Origin of the sequence: Sphingomonas canaveralia (assembly GCF_047238125.1) — a bacterium.
GTDB lineage: Bacteria > Pseudomonadota > Alphaproteobacteria > Sphingomonadales > Sphingomonadaceae > JBDFMH01.
The window spans coordinates 2,676,999-2,691,865 of sequence record NZ_JBDFMH010000001.1 but is presented as its reverse complement, the minus strand read 5'-3'; the positions used below and the strand labels follow the sequence as shown (position 1 = coordinate 2,691,865).

General features: G+C 66.0%; 18 protein-coding genes. 5 read left to right on the top strand and 13 right to left on the bottom strand.

Translation table 11 applies throughout. The features are described from left to right. Window position 1: 1 nt before the first annotated feature. Together ABC347_RS13465 and hisC are read right to left on the bottom strand one after the other, a co-directional pair. Window positions 2-907, bottom strand: coding sequence for a prephenate/arogenate dehydrogenase family protein (locus ABC347_RS13465; protein ID WP_413246233.1), 906 nt, complete (start codon window positions 905-907; stop codon window positions 2-4). After that, window positions 907-2,010: a histidinol-phosphate transaminase gene (gene hisC, locus ABC347_RS13460; RefSeq protein ID WP_413246232.1), complete on the bottom strand. Its 1,104-nt coding sequence runs from the start codon at window positions 2,008-2,010 to the stop codon at window positions 907-909. The genes ABC347_RS13465 and hisC overlap by 1 nt, the downstream gene beginning before the upstream one ends. A 78-nt stretch (window positions 2,011-2,088) precedes the next feature. Between hisC and metX the strand changes: the two genes are divergently transcribed. Both metX and metW read left to right on the top strand, forming a co-directional pair. After that, window positions 2,089-3,210, top strand: a complete 1,122-nt coding sequence (gene metX / locus ABC347_RS13455) for a homoserine O-acetyltransferase MetX (RefSeq protein WP_413246231.1) — start codon at window positions 2,089-2,091, stop codon at window positions 3,208-3,210. Further along, window positions 3,207-3,794: a methionine biosynthesis protein MetW gene (metW, locus tag ABC347_RS13450; RefSeq protein WP_413246230.1), complete on the top strand. Its 588-nt coding sequence runs from the start codon at window positions 3,207-3,209 to the stop codon at window positions 3,792-3,794. Before metX ends, metW begins: the two co-directional genes overlap by 4 nt. Window positions 3,795-3,848: 54 nt before the next feature. Here the strand turns inward: metW and ABC347_RS13445 are convergent, their stop codons facing one another. Next, window positions 3,849-4,475, bottom strand: coding sequence for a TetR/AcrR family transcriptional regulator (locus ABC347_RS13445; protein ID WP_413246229.1), 627 nt, complete (start codon window positions 4,473-4,475; stop codon window positions 3,849-3,851). Between the two features lie 113 nt (window positions 4,476-4,588). Between ABC347_RS13445 and ABC347_RS13440 the strand changes: the two genes are divergently transcribed. Next, the gene (locus tag ABC347_RS13440; protein ID WP_413246228.1) at window positions 4,589-6,931 is read left to right on the top strand and encodes a TonB-dependent receptor; all 2,343 of its coding nucleotides are present in this window, start codon (window positions 4,589-4,591) and stop codon (window positions 6,929-6,931) included. A gap of 16 nt (window positions 6,932-6,947) precedes the next feature. Here ABC347_RS13440 and ABC347_RS13435 read toward each other — a convergent pair whose 3' ends face one another. From ABC347_RS13435 to ABC347_RS13390, 10 genes are read right to left on the bottom strand one after another with little or no spacing between them, the layout of a single operon-like run. After that, a complete protein-coding gene (locus ABC347_RS13435; protein WP_413246227.1) occupies window positions 6,948-7,430 on the bottom strand; it encodes an MmcB family DNA repair protein in 483 nt (160 codons plus the stop codon). Window positions 7,431-7,467: 37 nt separating this feature from the next. Then, entirely contained in the window at window positions 7,468-7,794 is a 327-nt protein-coding gene (locus ABC347_RS13430) for a DUF1491 family protein (RefSeq protein WP_413246226.1), read from the bottom strand. Continuing rightward, complete coding sequence (locus ABC347_RS13425) at window positions 7,791-8,294, bottom strand: PaaI family thioesterase (RefSeq protein ID WP_413246225.1); 504 nt, start codon at window positions 8,292-8,294, stop codon at window positions 7,791-7,793. The genes ABC347_RS13430 and ABC347_RS13425 overlap by 4 nt, the downstream gene beginning before the upstream one ends. Further along, window positions 8,245-8,712: a PTS sugar transporter subunit IIA gene (locus ABC347_RS13420; RefSeq protein ID WP_413246224.1), complete on the bottom strand. Its 468-nt coding sequence runs from the start codon at window positions 8,710-8,712 to the stop codon at window positions 8,245-8,247. The genes ABC347_RS13425 and ABC347_RS13420 overlap by 50 nt, the downstream gene beginning before the upstream one ends. A gap of 43 nt (window positions 8,713-8,755) precedes the next feature. Then, on the bottom strand, window positions 8,756-9,334 hold the full coding sequence (gene hpf / locus ABC347_RS13415) for a ribosome hibernation-promoting factor, HPF/YfiA family (protein ID WP_413246223.1): 579 nt from the start codon (window positions 9,332-9,334) through the stop codon (window positions 8,756-8,758). A 57-nt stretch (window positions 9,335-9,391) separates the two neighbouring features. Further along, complete coding sequence (gene dnaQ, locus ABC347_RS13410; protein ID WP_413246222.1) at window positions 9,392-10,117, bottom strand: DNA polymerase III subunit epsilon; 726 nt, start codon at window positions 10,115-10,117, stop codon at window positions 9,392-9,394. Continuing rightward, the gene (gene coaE, locus ABC347_RS13405; protein ID WP_413246221.1) at window positions 10,098-10,721 is read right to left on the bottom strand and encodes a dephospho-CoA kinase; all 624 of its coding nucleotides are present in this window, start codon (window positions 10,719-10,721) and stop codon (window positions 10,098-10,100) included. The genes dnaQ and coaE overlap by 20 nt, the downstream gene beginning before the upstream one ends. Further along, entirely contained in the window at window positions 10,718-11,569 is an 852-nt protein-coding gene (aroE, locus tag ABC347_RS13400) for a shikimate dehydrogenase (RefSeq protein WP_413246220.1), read from the bottom strand. The genes coaE and aroE overlap by 4 nt, the downstream gene beginning before the upstream one ends. After that, window positions 11,566-12,162, bottom strand: coding sequence for a Maf family protein (locus ABC347_RS13395; RefSeq protein ID WP_413246219.1), 597 nt, complete (start codon window positions 12,160-12,162; stop codon window positions 11,566-11,568). Before ABC347_RS13395 ends, aroE begins: the two co-directional genes overlap by 4 nt. Then, a complete protein-coding gene (locus ABC347_RS13390) occupies window positions 12,159-12,974 on the bottom strand; it encodes a pyruvate, water dikinase regulatory protein (RefSeq protein WP_413247065.1) in 816 nt (271 codons plus the stop codon). The genes ABC347_RS13395 and ABC347_RS13390 overlap by 4 nt, the downstream gene beginning before the upstream one ends. Window positions 12,975-13,260: 286 nt before the next feature. On the opposite strand from ABC347_RS13390, the gene hemE reads away from it, so the two are divergent. Continuing rightward, the gene (hemE, locus tag ABC347_RS13385; protein ID WP_413246218.1) at window positions 13,261-14,319 is read left to right on the top strand and encodes a uroporphyrinogen decarboxylase; all 1,059 of its coding nucleotides are present in this window, start codon (window positions 13,261-13,263) and stop codon (window positions 14,317-14,319) included. Window positions 14,320-14,348: 29 nt separating this feature from the next. Beyond that, on the top strand, window positions 14,349-14,774 hold the full coding sequence (locus ABC347_RS13380) for a CopD family protein (protein WP_413246217.1): 426 nt from the start codon (window positions 14,349-14,351) through the stop codon (window positions 14,772-14,774). Window positions 14,775-14,867 lie beyond the last annotated feature (93 nt).

Below are 14,867 nucleotides of genomic sequence, written 5' to 3'. Positions count from 1 at the left end.
ATCAGTGCGCGCGACCGAAATCAGGGCGCGCATCATCCTGCCCCTGATCGATGATCGAGCGGCGGATTTCCCGCGTACGGGTGAACAGATCGAAGAGCGCATCGCCATCACCCCAGCGGATCGCGCGCTGCAGCATGGTCACGTCCTCGGTCAGCCGCTGCAGGATTTCCAGCACCGCCTCACGGTTGTTCAGGAACACATCGCGCCACATCGTCGGGTCAGAGGCTGCGATGCGGGTGAAATCGCGGAAACCACCGGCCGAGAATTTGATGACTTCTGAGCGGGTGACCTCCTCGAGATCGGATGCGGTGCCGACGATCGAATAGGCGATCAGGTGCGGCACATGGCTGGTCACGGCCAGCACCAGATCATGATGGCGGGCATCCATCAGTTCGACATTGGCGCCCAGGCGCTGCCAGAAGCCCCGCATCCGCTCGACCGCGACTGAAGGTGCGCTGTCATCTGGGGTGAGAATGCACCAGCGCCCGTCGAACAGGCTGGCGAAGCCGGCTTCCGGCCCGCTGAATTCGGTGCCGGCGACGGGATGGCCGGGCACGATCACCGTATCCGGCAGCGCAGCGCGCAACGCGGCGATCACGCTGGCCTTAGATCCGCCGACATCGCTGACGATCGCATCGGCCGGCAGATCGGGTGCGATCGCTTCCGCCACCGCGCCCATCGCGCCCACCGGCACGCACAGCATCACCAGATCGGCATCGATCACGGCAGTGCCGGGCGTATCCGCGATATCGTCGAGGAAGCCCAGCGCGTCGGCGCGCGCACGCACATCGCCATCGGCATCATGACCGGTGATCCGCACTGTCGGCATCGCCCGGCGCACGGCATGCGCGATCGACGATCCGATCAGCCCGAGCCCGATGATGGTGACGCGCGCAAACGGCAGCATCAGGCCGGCACGGCGTTGTGCTGCGCGACGAGTTCGCCGAGTACTGCGGCGACGCCCCGCGTCTCCTCTTCAGTGCCGATTGTGATGCGCAGGCCGTGCGGCAGGCCCTGGCCCGGCAGCCAGCGCACGATATAGCCGCGCTCCATCAAACCCTTGTAGGCTTGTTCGGCAGACAGCGGCCCTTCGAACAGCACCAATGAGAAATTGGCCTTCGACGGCACCGGATTGAGCCCGATCCGGCGCATCTCATCCTCGAACCAGCCCAGCCATGCGCGATTATGGTCGCGGCTCTGCGCCACGAACGCGGTATCGCCGAGCGCCGCGATCGCCGCCTGCTGGCCCGCGGTGGTGACGTTGAACGGCGCGCGGATCTTGTGCATCGCCGCGATCACCGCGGCCGGGCCATAGCCCCAGCCGATCCGCTCCGCCGCCAGCCCGAAGATCTTGGAAAAGGTGCGCGTGACCAGCACGTTTGGCGCCATCTGCGCCAGCGCAAACGCGCCATCGTCGTCCGCCGGATCAAGATATTCGGCATAGGCTTGGTCCACCACCAGCAGGCAATCGCCGGGCAGCGCGGCATGCAGCCGGGCGATATCGGCGCGGCTGGTATAGGTGCCGGTCGGGTTGTTGGGGTTCGCGAGATAGACGACGCGAGTGCGCGGCGTGACATGCGCGATCAGCGCATCGACATCGGTTGCATAGTCGGTATCGGGCGCCACCACCGGCGTCGCCCCCACCCGCCGCGCTGCGATGTCGTAGACCGAGAAGCCGTAGCGGACGTACAGCACCTCGTCGTCGACGCCGGCGAAGGCGCCGGCCGCCAGGTGCAGCACCTCGTCCGACCCCGTGCCGTGGATCACGCGCGCGGGATCCAGCCCGTAATGCGCGGCGATCGCCTCACGCAGCGCAGTCGCGCCGGCATCTGGATAGCGGTCGAGCGTGCGCACCGCGCCTTCATAAGCGTCGCGCGCCGCCTGGCCGGTGCCGAACGGGTTCTCGTTGGACGAAAGCTTAATCGCCTTCGCGCCGCTGTCGGTAGTGGAACGGCCCGGCACATAGGGGGCGATGGCCTGGATCCAGGGCTTCGGGGTCGGTTCGGTCATGGCCAGCGCCTTTAGCGATCCAGCCCGCGGAATCCAAACCTTGCGCGCGTGCGGCGCCCCATGCAGTAGCCGCGCACCATGACCGACGATGCCCGCTTCGGCCTCGCCCGCCACGTCTCGCTGCCCGGCCCGCTGCGGTTGGACGGTGGTGGCACGCTGTCGCCGGTCGAGATCGCGTACGAAACCTACGGCGCGCCGAACGCGGACGGATCGAACGCGATCCTGATCTGCCATGCGCTGACCGGCGATCATCATGTGGCCAGCACCCACCCGATCACGGGCAAGCCCGGCTGGTGGACGCGGATGGTGGGAGCGGGCAAGCCGATCGATCCCGCACGCCACTTCATCGTCTGCGCCAATGTGATCGGATCGTGCATGGGATCATCAGGCCCGGCGTCGATCGATCCGGCCTGCCTGATGCCCTATGCGATGCGCTTCCCGGTCATCACCATCCGCGACATGGTGCGGGCGCAGGCGATGCTGCTCGATCATCTGGGTATCGAGCGGCTGGCGGCCGTTGTCGGCGGGTCGATGGGCGGCATGCAGGTGCTGCAATGGGCGGCGACCTTTCCGGATCGGGTGCGCGCCGCCGTGGTGATCGCGTCGGCCGCGCGCCATTCCGCGCAGAACATCGCCTTCCACGAAGTGGGGCGGCAGGCGATCATGGCCGATCCAAACTGGCGCGGCGGCGACTATTATGCCGATGCCACGCCGCCCGCCGCCGGGCTGGCGGTGGCGCGGATGGCGGCGCACATCACCTATTTGTCCGAAGCGGGGCTGACTGAAAAGTTCGGTCGCAGGCTGCAGGGCCGCGACGCCAAGAGCTTCGGCTTCGATGCCGATTTCCAGGTGGAAAGCTATCTGCGCCATCAGGGGATCAGCTTCGTCGATCGGTTCGATGCCAACAGCTATCTCTACATCACCCGCGCGATGGATTATTTTGATCTGGCCGAAGAACATAGCGGCCGCCTGGCGAATGCGTTTCGCGGGTCGGCGACGCGCTTCTGCCTGGTCAGCTTCGATAGCGACTGGCTCTATCCGACCACAGAATTGCGCAGCATCGTCCATGCGCTGAACGCGGCTGGGGCGCCGGTCAGCTTCGTCGAGCTGTCGTCCCCGTTCGGCCATGATGCCTTTCTGCTCGACGTGCCCGAACTCGACCGCGTCGTCGACGGCTTCCTGAAAGCGGGCGAGGCATGAGCCTGCGTCCCGATCTGGCGATCATCGCCGAAAGCGTTTCGCCGGGATCCCGGATCCTCGACATCGGCTGCGGCGATGGCGCGCTGATGGCCGAGCTCCGCGATCGCCGGCAGGTCGATGCGCGCGGGATCGAGATCGACGCTGCCAACGTGTCCGCCGCAGTCGCTCGCGGGCTTTCCGTCGTGCAGGGCGATGCCGATGTCGATCTCGCTTTCTATCCGGATGGCGCGTTCGATTATGCGATCCTGAGCCAGACGCTGCAGACCGCGCGCGCGCCGGACAAGGTGCTCGAAGAACTGCTGCGGATCGGGCGCAAGGCGTTCGTATCCTTCCCGAATTTCGCCTATTGGCGGGTGCGGTGGAGCCTGATGTGGGGCGGGCGGATGCCGGTCACCGCGGCGTTGCCGGTCAGCTGGTACGAGACCGAGAATATCCACCAGCTGACGATCGACGATTTCCGCGCTTTTGTGGCCGAACGTGGCATCGTCGTCGAGCGCGCGTGGTTCCTGAACCGCGATCGCGCCTGTAGCGCAGCCGCGGCGAATTTCCGGGCGGAACAGGCAGTGTTCCTGCTCCGGCGCTGACCCCATGCGGCCCCGCCGGCGATCGACACGCAGCTGCGCTGCAGCCGCGATCCATCAGGGGGCGATCCCCCGCCGCAGCAGATCGCCCGCCACCTCGGCCACGGACTCCGGATCGAGTTCCTCTCCCCAGACGCCGTAGCGCAGGCCGAGGAACACATTCATGCCCATGATCGCCCAGGCCCGAACATCCTGGGCACCTGGGCTGATCTCCCCGCGGGCGGCCGCGGCCTCGAGCCGGCTGCGGATCCGCTCCGCCGTGCTGGTGTAATGCTCGCGATAGCTGGTCGGATCGACGAATTCGGATTCGTCGATGATCCGGTAGATTTCCTTGTGCGTGCGGGCAAAGGCGATGAACGTCGCCAGCGCAGTTTCCTCCCGTGCCAAGCCGTCCGCCACGGTTGCCAGTCGCGGCGCGACATAATCGCGGACCTGACCCGATAGATCTCGCACGAGCGCAGTGAACACCGCCTCCTTGCTGTCGAAATAGGTGTAGAAGCTGCCGATCGCGACGCCGGCCCGCGCCGTGATCGCGCTGATGGAAGCGTCGTGGAAACCCTTTTCGCCGAATTCGGCGGCGGCGGCGTCCAGGATCGCGCGCAGTGTGCGCCGGCCGCGTGCCGTGCGCGGGGTCTTGTCCACCGGCGTCGGCGGCGTGGCCTGCATACCACTGTTGTTCGCCATTTTCGGCCCCCTCTCGATCCGGTAGTTGAAACCCGGTTCAGGTTTCAGTATTGGCTTCGGTCAACGAGCGCAAGGCCAGTGGCAGGTCTGCGACGCAACAGGAGGGGACCAGCATGGCTCGCGCCATTTTCTCATATCGCACATTCCTGGCGCTTGGCGTCGCCGCATCGGCGCTGACGAGCATGCCAGCCGCCGCGCAGACCGAGCCGGCCGACACTTCGGCGGCCGAGCAGGGCGCATCCAGCCTGGACGGCGAAATCATCGTCACTGCGCGCCGCCGTGAGGAAAGCCTGCTGAACGTGCCGATCGCGGTGACCGCGTACAGCGGGGCCCAGCTCGAGGCATCCGGCGCGATCGACATCACCGATCTTTCCAACACCACCCCCAACGTGACGCTGGAGACATCGCGCGGCACCAATTCGACGCTGACCGCCTTCATCCGCGGTGTCGGCCAGCAGGACCCGGTCGCCGGGTTCGAGGCGGGCGTCGGTCTCTACCTTGATGACGTCTATCTCAATCGTCCGCAGGCCGCGGTACTCGACATCTACGATATCGAGCGGATCGAAGTGCTGCGCGGTCCGCAGGGCACGCTTTACGGCCGCAACACGATCGGTGGCGCGGTGAAATATGTCACCAAGCGGCTGGCTGCGGATCCGACCCTGACGGCTCGTGCGACCTACGGCACCTATAATCAGGCCGATGGCGTGATCAGCGGCAGCGTGCCGGTGGGCAACGGTACGCTGCGGCTGGGCGGCGCGCTGGCGCGGCTGACCCGCGATGGCTTCGGCGACAACATCACCACCGGCAAGGACAATTATGACAAGGACATCTGGGCCGGCCGGCTGACTGCGCAGGTCAATGCCGATGGCGCATTCTTCCGGCTGACCGGCGACTATACCAAGGACAAGAGCCAGCCGCGCGGGGGCCACCGCCTGATCCCGGGCCTGCTGAGCGGCGCGCCGGTGCTCGACGATGTCTATGATACCCGCGCCGGCATCACCTCGCCGCGGCAGGATGTAGAGGCCTGGGGCGTCTCGCTGTTCGCGGAGGTCGAGCCGACCGACGGCATCACCATCCGCTCGATCAGCGCCTATCGCAAGGATGACAGCGCTTCGCCGATCGACTTCGATTCACTGGCCGCGGTCGATGTCGACGTGCCCGCATTCTACAACAACAAGCAGATCAGCCAGGAAGTGCAGCTGCTGTTCGAGGTCGGCGGGCTGAACGGGCTCGTCGGCGCCTATTTCCTGGATGCCAATGCCCGCACTGCCTTCGATGTCCGCCTGCCGGGCGGAGTCACCGCACTCACCTTCGGCGATGTCGATACCGAGACCTATGCGATCTTCGGGGACCTGACCTACGACTTCAACGAGATGTTCTCGGCATCGGTCGGCGGCCGCTACACCTGGGACGAGCGCAAGTCGCGGATCCTGCGCCAGACCTTCCTCGGCGGCGGTTCGCCCTTTTTCGGCGGCACCGGCACGCTGTTCGCCACGACATCGGACTTCCGCGGTGCCAGGAACTTCAAGAAGTTCACGCCGCGCGCTTCGGTCAGCTTCAAGCCCACGCCGGATCACACGCTCTATGCGTCCTATTCCAAAGGCTTCAAGGGCGGCGGCTTCGATCCGCGCGGCGTCTCCACTGCGGCGCCGGACACCAATGGCGACGGCACCCGCAGCTATCAGGAGATCTTCGACTTCCTGTCGTTCGATCCCGAGACGGTCGAGAGCTACGAGGTCGGCTACAAGGCGTCGCTGTTCGATCGCCGCGTGACGATCGCGCTGTCGGGCTTCCATGCCAACTACACCGATGTGCAGGTGCCGGGATCGGTCGGCACCACGATCAACGGACAGCAGACCTTCATCGGCGTCACCACCAATGCCGGCAAGGCGCGAATCCAGGGCATCGAGTTTGAGGGCAACGCCATCGCCGCGCGCGATTTCGGCACCGATGGCGATGCACTGAGCCTGGCCTGGTCGCTGGGCTACATCAATGCGGACTATAAGCGCTTCATCGACAGCCGCGGCATCGACGTCGCGGATCGCCGCGCCTTCCAGAATACCCCGAAATGGACCGCGAGCGGCACGCTGGCATACACCATGCCGATCGGCGAAGGATCGCTGCGCGCTTCGAGCACGCTCAGCTATCGCAGCGCCAGCCAGCAGTTCGAGCTGCGCACCCCGGGGCTGGACCAGGGTAAATATGCGCTGCTCGACGCCAGCATCGTCTATACCGCGCCAGGCGACCGCTGGACGTTCGGCGTCCACGGCCGCAACCTCACGGACAAGCAATATATCGTGTCCGGCTACAACTTCCTTGCCCAAAACCCCGATACGGGAGAATTCCTGCGCACTGCCGCCGGCGCGCTGCGTCCGACGCTGGGCCAGGAAGGCGTGCTGACTGCCTATTACGGTAATCCGCGGCAGGTGTTCGCCACGGTTGGCGTAAAGTTCTGATACGTCGTGCGGACGGTCAATCGATCCCGGCCAGCCCGGGATCGAGGCCGCCCAGCAGGCGCATCGCGGCGCGGCGTGCAAAGCGCAGCGTCTCCACCTTGCGGCGTGCCGCCGGCATCGGCCGGTCCGCCGCGGCGTTCACGATATCTGCATCGTAGCGGTCGGCGACGATCAGCCCGCAGCAACCCGGCCGGAACCAGTTCTCCGCAAACGGCGCGAGATCGAAGCCGGCCGGAACCGCCCAGAAGAAGCGGTCGCAATATTCCAGATAGTCGGGCCATTTCTGATCGCCGCGCAGATCGGCGCGGGACACCTTGATCTCGACGATGGTGACGCGGCCCTTGGCATCGAGCGCCATGATGTCGGCCCGGCGGCCATTGCCCAGCGGCACTTCGCACAGCGATACCAGGTCATGCCGCCAGAACAGCCGGGCGACGCCGCGCGCGACATCGGCGGCGATCAGCGGTTGATCATCGAAGCAGGCGGGGGCGGTGGCCATGCCCTTCTTTAGAACAGGTCGGGAACGGAGAAAAGCCTCAGCCGATCATCGCATCCGCGATCGCGCGCGACTGGGCGCCGTCCAGCTCCACCACCCAAAGATCTGGATCACGCTGACGACGACGCGCCAGATAATCGGACAGCGCAGCCGGATCGTCAGGGCCGGTTTCCGTCCAAGTATAGCGACCATCGAACCCGAGCGTGCGTTCAAGCAATTGGCCGGCCACGCCGCGATCGGCAAGTGCCAGCAGGACCGCACCCGATTCGCGATCCCCGCGCGCCAGCACCATGCCTGATCCGCCCGCCGCCTCGACCTGTCGGATCAACGCGGACACCAGCACCCCCGCAGCGATTCGCGCAGTCATGGCTGGGCGTAGCCAGGCAGCGTCGACAGCGCGATCCGCGATCGCATGAAGGTGCCGGTGCCGCGCGCCGCTTCCTCGCCATCGGCATCGATCAGCCGCGCATCGGCGACATAGACCCGCCGACGGCCGCTGATCCATCGCCCTTCCGCGATCACGTCGCCGGCCAGGATCGGGCGCGTAAACAGCAGGTTGAACTGGGTCGTCAGCAGAAAGCGGTCATTGACGAGGCTGTTGGCGGCATAGAAGGCCGCGTCGTCGAGCATCTTGAAATAGAGTGTGCCATGGGCCGCGCCTGCAGCATGATGCATTTCCGGGTCGACGCGGAAACGGATCCGGGCGTGGCCCGCGCCGACGATCTCGAGCCGGGACGGAAAGAAACGGTTGATCGGCGCGGCGGCGTAAAGCGATTCCAGCGCACGATAATGCGCCTCCGCCCCGGCCGGCGCCGCATCAGGCGGCGTCACGGCTCTCTGAAGCGGCGAACAGCGCGTAAAGCGCATCCCGCGAGCCCGCTCCATGCAGCTTGGCGACGAACCCGCGATCGCGCAGGCGGCGGCTGACCCGCGCCAGCGCCTTCAGATGCTCGACCCCGGAATCGGGTGGCGACAGCAGCAGGAACACCAGATCCACCGGCATGTCGTCGACCGCGTTGAAGTCGATCGGAGATGCCAGCCGGGCGAACAGGCCGACGACACGATCCAGCCCTTCCAGCTTGGCGTGCGGGATCGCAACCCCGCCGCCGAAGCCGGTCGAGCCGAGCCGCTCGCGATCGACCAGCCGGTCGACCACGATGCGCGCATCCACCCCGACCTGCTTGGCCGCGATCGCGGCCATCTGCTGGAACAGGGCCTTCTTGTTCGGCACCGCCAATGCGGCGGAGACCGCCGACGGTGCCAGGATATCGCTGAAATCGTCCATGCTGATCCAGCCCGGCAGGTGCCTGCCGAAACGAGGAGGGAAATCAGGCGGCGCGCTGCGGCTCCACCCAGCCGATCGTGCCATCGGTGCGACGATAGACCATGTTGAACGCGCCCGTGCCGCTGTTCTTGAAGAGCAGCGCCGTGGTGTTGCGCAAATCGAGCATCATCACCGCATCCGACACGCTGGCATCCGGCACATCGACGCGGGTCTCGGCGATGATCACCGGATTATCGCTCGGCTCCTCGTCCTGCGCGCTTTCGAACACGGTATAGCCGGCATTCGCGTCATAACCGTTGGCCTCGGCGGCCGCGCCGTTGGCATGATGGCGATCCTTCAACCGTCGCATATAGCGGCGCAGCTGGGTCTCGATCCGGTCGGCAGCCTGATCGAACGCGGGATGCGCCTCGTTCGCCTGACCATGCCCCTTCAGGATCACGCCCTGCATCACATGCGCGACGATATCGCACACGAAGCTGGAATGCGGGCCGGTGCCAAACGTGACATGGGCGGAAATGGAGCGGGAGAAATATTTGTCGGCAATGCCCTGGAGCCGCTGATTCACATGCTCGCGCAGAGCATCGCCCGTGTCCACCTGATGGCCGGATACGCGGATTTCCATAAGTTCACCTCCAATATTGTTCGCCCCCGCCCCCGCGTCTCGACGAAGCTCGGCGGGCTAGGCCGCCGCGGCAGTCGGGTCAACCACCGTGCCGTAACGCGCCCAGAGCGGGTCGCTCAATCTACCTACAAAGGTCGCGTGGCGCTCCAGTTCCGCAGGCGATGCAGCGTGCGGGCGCGGCGGCCGCACCCGCAGCTGGGCCACGACGGGTGCGTGGTCGACATCGCCGGCACCGGTCGGGATCATGGTAACGGCCATCTCGAAGCCGATCTGGCGCCCGCCGGTCAGCTCCACATAAAGCTGGGCCAGCAGCTGCGCATCGAGCAATGCGCCATGCTTGATCCGGTGGCTGCGATCGATGCCGTAGCGGGTGCACAGTGCATCCAGGCTGTGCTTGGCGCCCGGATGACGCGCGCGCGCCATCGCCACCGTATCGATCATCCGGCTGAGACAGACGGGATCGCGGCCGCACGCCGCCAGCTCGGCATTCAGAAAGCCGAAATCAAACGTGGCATTATGTGCGATCAGCGGCGCATCGCCGATGAATTCGATCAGGTCAGCGGCCCGTTCATGAAAGCCGGGCTTGTCCGACAGAAAGGTCGTGGACAGGCCGTGGATCGCTTCGGCCTCGCTGGGCATCGGCCGGCCGGGGTTGAAATAAGCGTGGAACTCGCGGCCCGTCTCGCAGCGATTGATCAGTTCGACACAGCCGATCTCGACCATCCGGTCGCCACGATCGGGGCTGAGGCCGGTGGTCTCGGTGTCAAAGACGATTTCGCGCATAACGACAATATCGGACTCCGCGCGCGGATAGGCAAGCGAGCAGCGCCTTCACCTGGCCCCGTGTCACAGCCGGCGACCGCGCAGTCTCGATCACGAAATCGGCACGCCGCCGCTTTTCCGCGTCGGGAATCTGTAAGCCCCGGATTTGCTTGAGTTTGGCCGGCGTCATGCCTGGTCTGGCCAGGACGCGGCGGCGCTGCACCCAGGCCGGCGCGGACACCACGGCGACGGCATCGACGCGCCGCCACCCCCCCTTTTCGAACAGCAGCGGGACATCGACCACGACGACTCGATCGGCGCGATGGCGGGCGAGGAAGCGGCGGCGTGCCTGCTCGACCTGCGGATGAATCAACCGTTCGAGCCGGCCGAGCGCGACCGTATCGCCAAGCACCGCCCGCCCCAACGCCCGTCGATCGACACCGGCGATACTCGTCGTGCCAGGAAATTGCGCTTCGATTGCCGCGATCAGGCGGCCGCCCGGCCCTTGCAGCCGATGGACTTCCGCATCCGCATCGAACACCGGCACGCCCAGTTTGCGGAACATGCCCGCCACGGTCGACTTGCCCATGCCGATCGATCCGGTCAGCCCGAGCAGGATCGTCATGCGCCGAGCAGCGCGCGCAATTCGGCGTCGTCCGTGCGCGGCGGCGCGGTGCCGAAGAACAGCGCGAAGGCGATCGCAGCCTGCCCGATCAGCATCGCGATCCCGTCGATCGTACGAAAACCGGCAGCTTCGGCATCATCCAGCAACGGCGTGCGCACGGGTGACGTCACGATATCATAGACGATGCTGCCGGGCGGGGCGTGGGTCATGTCGAACGCCAGCGGCGGTTGGCCGGCCATGCCGAGCGGACTGGTATTGACGATAAGGTCGAGGCACGCTTCGCGATCATCGAAGGCGAAATCGGTCGGCGACGCGAAATGGTCGAGCGTCGTCACATGATGATCGCCCGGTGCGAGTTCATCGAGCAGCGCCTGTGCCTTGGCGGGATCGCGGGCGGCCAGCACCAGCGTGAAGCCCCGATCGGCAAGCGCGCAGACGATCGCGCGGGCAGCGCCGCCGGCACCCAGGATACGCGCCATGCGGAACAGATGCCGCTGCGAAAGCAGCGATTGCAGTGGTTCCAGAAAACCGCGCGCATCGCTATTGTGGCCGATCAGCCCCCCATCCTCCGCACGGACGACCGTATTGACCGCGCCGATCCGCGCCGCAGCCGTATCGATCCTGTCAAGCAACGGCATGATCGCCTGCTTGTGCGGCATGGTGACGTTGCAGCCCCGCCATTCAGGATCGGCGCGCCGTTCGGTGAGATAGTCCGTCAGGTCATCGGCGGTGACATGGCAGCAACGATAGGCCGCGTCGATGCCGAGCCGATCGATCCAGAAACCATGGATCGCGGGCGACTTGGATTGTGCGATCGGATCACCGATCACTTCGGCATAGACGGTCATGACGCCAAGGTCCCACGCTGGCGGAGATGATCGAGCAACGCCAGCAGCGGCAGGCCGAGGATGGTGAAATGATCGCCTTCGATCCGCGCGAACAGTTGCACGCCGGGGCCTTCCAGCCGGTATCCGCCCACGCACCCTGCGATCGCCGGCCATTCGCGGTCGAGATAGGCGTCGATGAAGGCATCCGAGAGCGGACGGACATGCAGCGCAGCGACCGCGACGTGACGCCACTCTGCAACCCCGGCCCGGCAGATCACCGCCGCGCTCCACAGCCGGTGGCGCCGCCCGGAAAGGAGGCGCAACTGCGCGGCTGCATCATCGCGATCCTCCGGCTTGTCGAGCATCGTGCCATCATCGAGCGCAACGGTGGTATCGCAGCCCAGCACCAGCGCATCCGGAAAGCGCACCGACAGCCGCATTGCCTTGAGTTCTGCCAATGCGTCGGCAAGCGCACGGGCATCGCGCCCTTCGGCACGCAGCGCCTGCTTGAACGGTTCCTCGTCCACGCCGGCCGCCATCGCCTCGTGCGGCACGTCCGCCGCCGCCAGCATCGCGCGGCGCGCCGGCGATTGCGACGCCAGGATCAGCCTCATGATGTCGCCCGCCGTTCACCGAGCAGGTTGATGATCGCCGCCGCCGTTTCCTCGATCGATCGCCGGCTGACGTCGATCACCGGCCAGCCGCGATCGGAGAAGATCCGTCGCGCGAACGCCAGCTCGGCAGCGACCTTCTCCTGATCGACATAAGCGGTTTCAGGCGCCTGGTTCAGCGAAAGCAGGCGGTTACGGCGGACCTGCACCAGGCGATCGGCACTGGTCGTCAAACCGACCACCAGCGGATGCTGGAGATCATAGAGTGACGTCGGCGGCGGCGATTCGATCACTAGCGGGATATTCGCGGTCTTGTAGCCGCGGTTCGCGAGATAGATGGAGGTCGGCGTCTTGGACGAGCGCGAGACGCCGGCGAGCAGGATGTCGGCTTCCTCCCAATCCTCCGCTCCGATGCCGTCGTCATGCGCGATCGTGAACTGGATCGCCTCGACCCGATCGAAATAGGCGGCGTCCATGGTGTGCTGGCGGCCGGGTCGCACGCTCTTTTCCTGGCCCAGCAGATGCGACAGCGCATCGAATACCGGATCGAGCGCGGCGACCGTCGGCAGGCCGAGCGCGTTGCACCGCGTCTCGAGCTTCCGGCGCACATCGGGATTGACCAGCGTGTAGATGACGAGCCCGGGCTTCTGCGCGATCTCGATCAGCACCCGATCGAGATGCCCTTCCGATCGCACCATCGGCCAGAAATGCTTGATCGTCTCCACCCCGTCATATTGGGCAAGGCCAGCCTTGGCGATCGCCTCGAGCGTCTCGCCAGTGGAATCGGAGAGCAGATGGAGGTGAATGCGCATCAGCGTAGAAGCCTGTGGACAAGCATGGGGACCGCGCTAGCGGATACCGCCCGCCTGGGACAAGCGCCCGATCGATCCCCGCTGACAGCCGGCCGTTCGCGGATCGATCCACAGGGGACAACGGCGATCCACAGCCTGTGGACAATGGGGACAGCGCTGGCGAATCGCGCAATTCCGCGTGGTCCGCCCGGTCAAGCTGTTGGCAAGTCGGGGCGGGCGGAATAAACCCCGGCATCACGCCGCCTACTAGCCTCTACAGATTCTCTTAGATTCTCTCTTAAGGATAGATATGGAGCCCGCGCCGGTCCCGACGAGCACCGTCGATCGCCCCCTGCTCGCAGTGCTGCGCGGCGATCGGCGCGATCCCCCGCCGGTCTGGCTGATGCGGCAGGCAGGGCGCTACCTGCCCGAGTATCGCGCGCTGCGGGCCGACAAGGGCGGCTTCCTGGCGCTGGTGCACGACAGCGACGCCGCGGCCGAAGTGACGATCCAGCCGATCCGCCGGTTCGGCTTCGATGGCGCGATCCTGTTTTCCGACATCCTCGTGATCCCTCACGCACTGGGCCAAGATCTGACGTTTGGGCCGGGCGAGGGGCCGCGGCTCTCGCCTCCGCTGGTCGATGGCGTCTGGGCTGGCTTGCAAAAGGTGCCCGAGCGGCTGGAGCCGGTCTACCAGACGGTGCGCAAAGTGGCGGCCCAGTTGCCGCCCGAGACGACCTTCCTGGGCTTTGCGGGCTCACCCTGGACGGTGGCGACCTACATGGTGGCAGGCGCCGGTTCCAAGGAGCAGGCCGAGGCGCGGCGGCTGGCTTATGGCGATCCCGTGGCGTTCCAGTCACTGATCGGGCTGATCGAGGATGCCACGTTCGATTATCTGTTGGGCCAGATCGATGCGGGTGTGGATGCGGTACAGTTGTTCGACAGCTGGGCCGGCAGCCTTTCCCCGGCGCAATATGAGGCTTGGGTGATCGCGCCGACCGCACGGCTGGTGGCGCGGCTGCATGCGGCGCGACCTGATACGCCGGTAATCGGTTTTCCCAAGGGATCGGGCGCCAAGCTGGCTGCCTATGCGCGCGAGACCGGCGTGGATGCGATCGGCATCGACGAGACGGTCGATCCGGTGTGGGCGAACGCCAACCTGCCGGCGACGCTGCCTGTGCAGGGCAATCTCGACCCGCTTGCGCTGATCGCGGGCGGCGCGGCGCTCGACGATGCGGTGGCGCGGATCCGGCGCGCGTTCGACGGCAGGCCGCATGTCTTCAACCTCGGTCATGGCATCCTGCCTGATACGCCGATCGCGCATGTCGAACGGCTGCGCGCGATGCTGCGCGATCCGGTGCGCCCGTGACTTCCGGAACGATCGGAGCTGCCCTGACCATGACCTATGCCTGGATCAAGGCTGCGCATCTGATCTTCGTGATCTTCTGGATCGCCGGGCTGTTCATGCTGCCGCGCTATTATGTCTATCATCAGGAAAGCGCGCCCGGGTCAGACGAGGAGCGGCGCTGGATCGACCGCGAGCGCAAGCTGCGAACGATCATCCTGACCCCGGCGATGGCCCTGGTCTGGATCCTGGGCCTCACCCTGGCATGGATCACCGGCGCGTGGGCCGAAGGCTGGTTCCACGCCAAGCTGCTGCTGGTGATCGGCCTGAGCGCCTATCACGGCTATATGGTCGGCTATGGCAAGAAGCTGGCGCGTGGCCAGCGGCCGGTGAGCGGCAAGGCGCTGCGGCTGATGAACGAGGTGCCCGGCATCGCGACCGCGCTGATCGTGATCCTGGTGATCGTGCGCCCGTTCTGACTTGCGCTTCGCCATAGGGCTGAGGAATTCGCAATTGACTTGCCCTGCCTCGCGGCATAGGCGCGGGGCTCAAGAGGATGCCTGCCGCTCGAG

Coding starts and splice junctions, on each gene's coding strand:
- ABC347_RS13465 (WP_413246233.1), bottom strand. CDS start 907: ATGCTGCCGTTTGCGCGCGTCACCATCATCGGGCTCGGGCTGATCGGA.
- hisC (WP_413246232.1), bottom strand. CDS start 2,010: ATGACCGAACCGACCCCGAAGCCCTGGATCCAGGCCATCGCCCCCTAT.
- metX (WP_413246231.1), top strand. CDS start 2,089: ATGACCGACGATGCCCGCTTCGGCCTCGCCCGCCACGTCTCGCTGCCC.
- metW (WP_413246230.1), top strand. CDS start 3,207: ATGAGCCTGCGTCCCGATCTGGCGATCATCGCCGAAAGCGTTTCGCCG.
- ABC347_RS13445 (WP_413246229.1), bottom strand. CDS start 4,475: ATGGCGAACAACAGTGGTATGCAGGCCACGCCGCCGACGCCGGTGGAC.
- ABC347_RS13440 (WP_413246228.1), top strand. CDS start 4,589: ATGGCTCGCGCCATTTTCTCATATCGCACATTCCTGGCGCTTGGCGTC.
- ABC347_RS13435 (WP_413246227.1), bottom strand. CDS start 7,430: ATGGCCACCGCCCCCGCCTGCTTCGATGATCAACCGCTGATCGCCGCC.
- ABC347_RS13430 (WP_413246226.1), bottom strand. CDS start 7,794: ATGACTGCGCGAATCGCTGCGGGGGTGCTGGTGTCCGCGTTGATCCGA.
- ABC347_RS13425 (WP_413246225.1), bottom strand. CDS start 8,294: ATGCGCTTTACGCGCTGTTCGCCGCTTCAGAGAGCCGTGACGCCGCCT.
- ABC347_RS13420 (WP_413246224.1), bottom strand. CDS start 8,712: ATGGACGATTTCAGCGATATCCTGGCACCGTCGGCGGTCTCCGCCGCA.
- hpf (WP_413246223.1), bottom strand. CDS start 9,334: ATGGAAATCCGCGTATCCGGCCATCAGGTGGACACGGGCGATGCTCTG.
- dnaQ (WP_413246222.1), bottom strand. CDS start 10,117: ATGCGCGAAATCGTCTTTGACACCGAGACCACCGGCCTCAGCCCCGAT.
- coaE (WP_413246221.1), bottom strand. CDS start 10,721: ATGACGATCCTGCTCGGGCTGACCGGATCGATCGGCATGGGCAAGTCG.
- aroE (WP_413246220.1), bottom strand. CDS start 11,569: ATGACCGTCTATGCCGAAGTGATCGGTGATCCGATCGCACAATCCAAG.
- ABC347_RS13395 (WP_413246219.1), bottom strand. CDS start 12,162: ATGAGGCTGATCCTGGCGTCGCAATCGCCGGCGCGCCGCGCGATGCTG.
- hemE (WP_413246218.1), top strand. CDS start 13,261: ATGGAGCCCGCGCCGGTCCCGACGAGCACCGTCGATCGCCCCCTGCTC.
- ABC347_RS13380 (WP_413246217.1), top strand. CDS start 14,349: ATGACCTATGCCTGGATCAAGGCTGCGCATCTGATCTTCGTGATCTTC.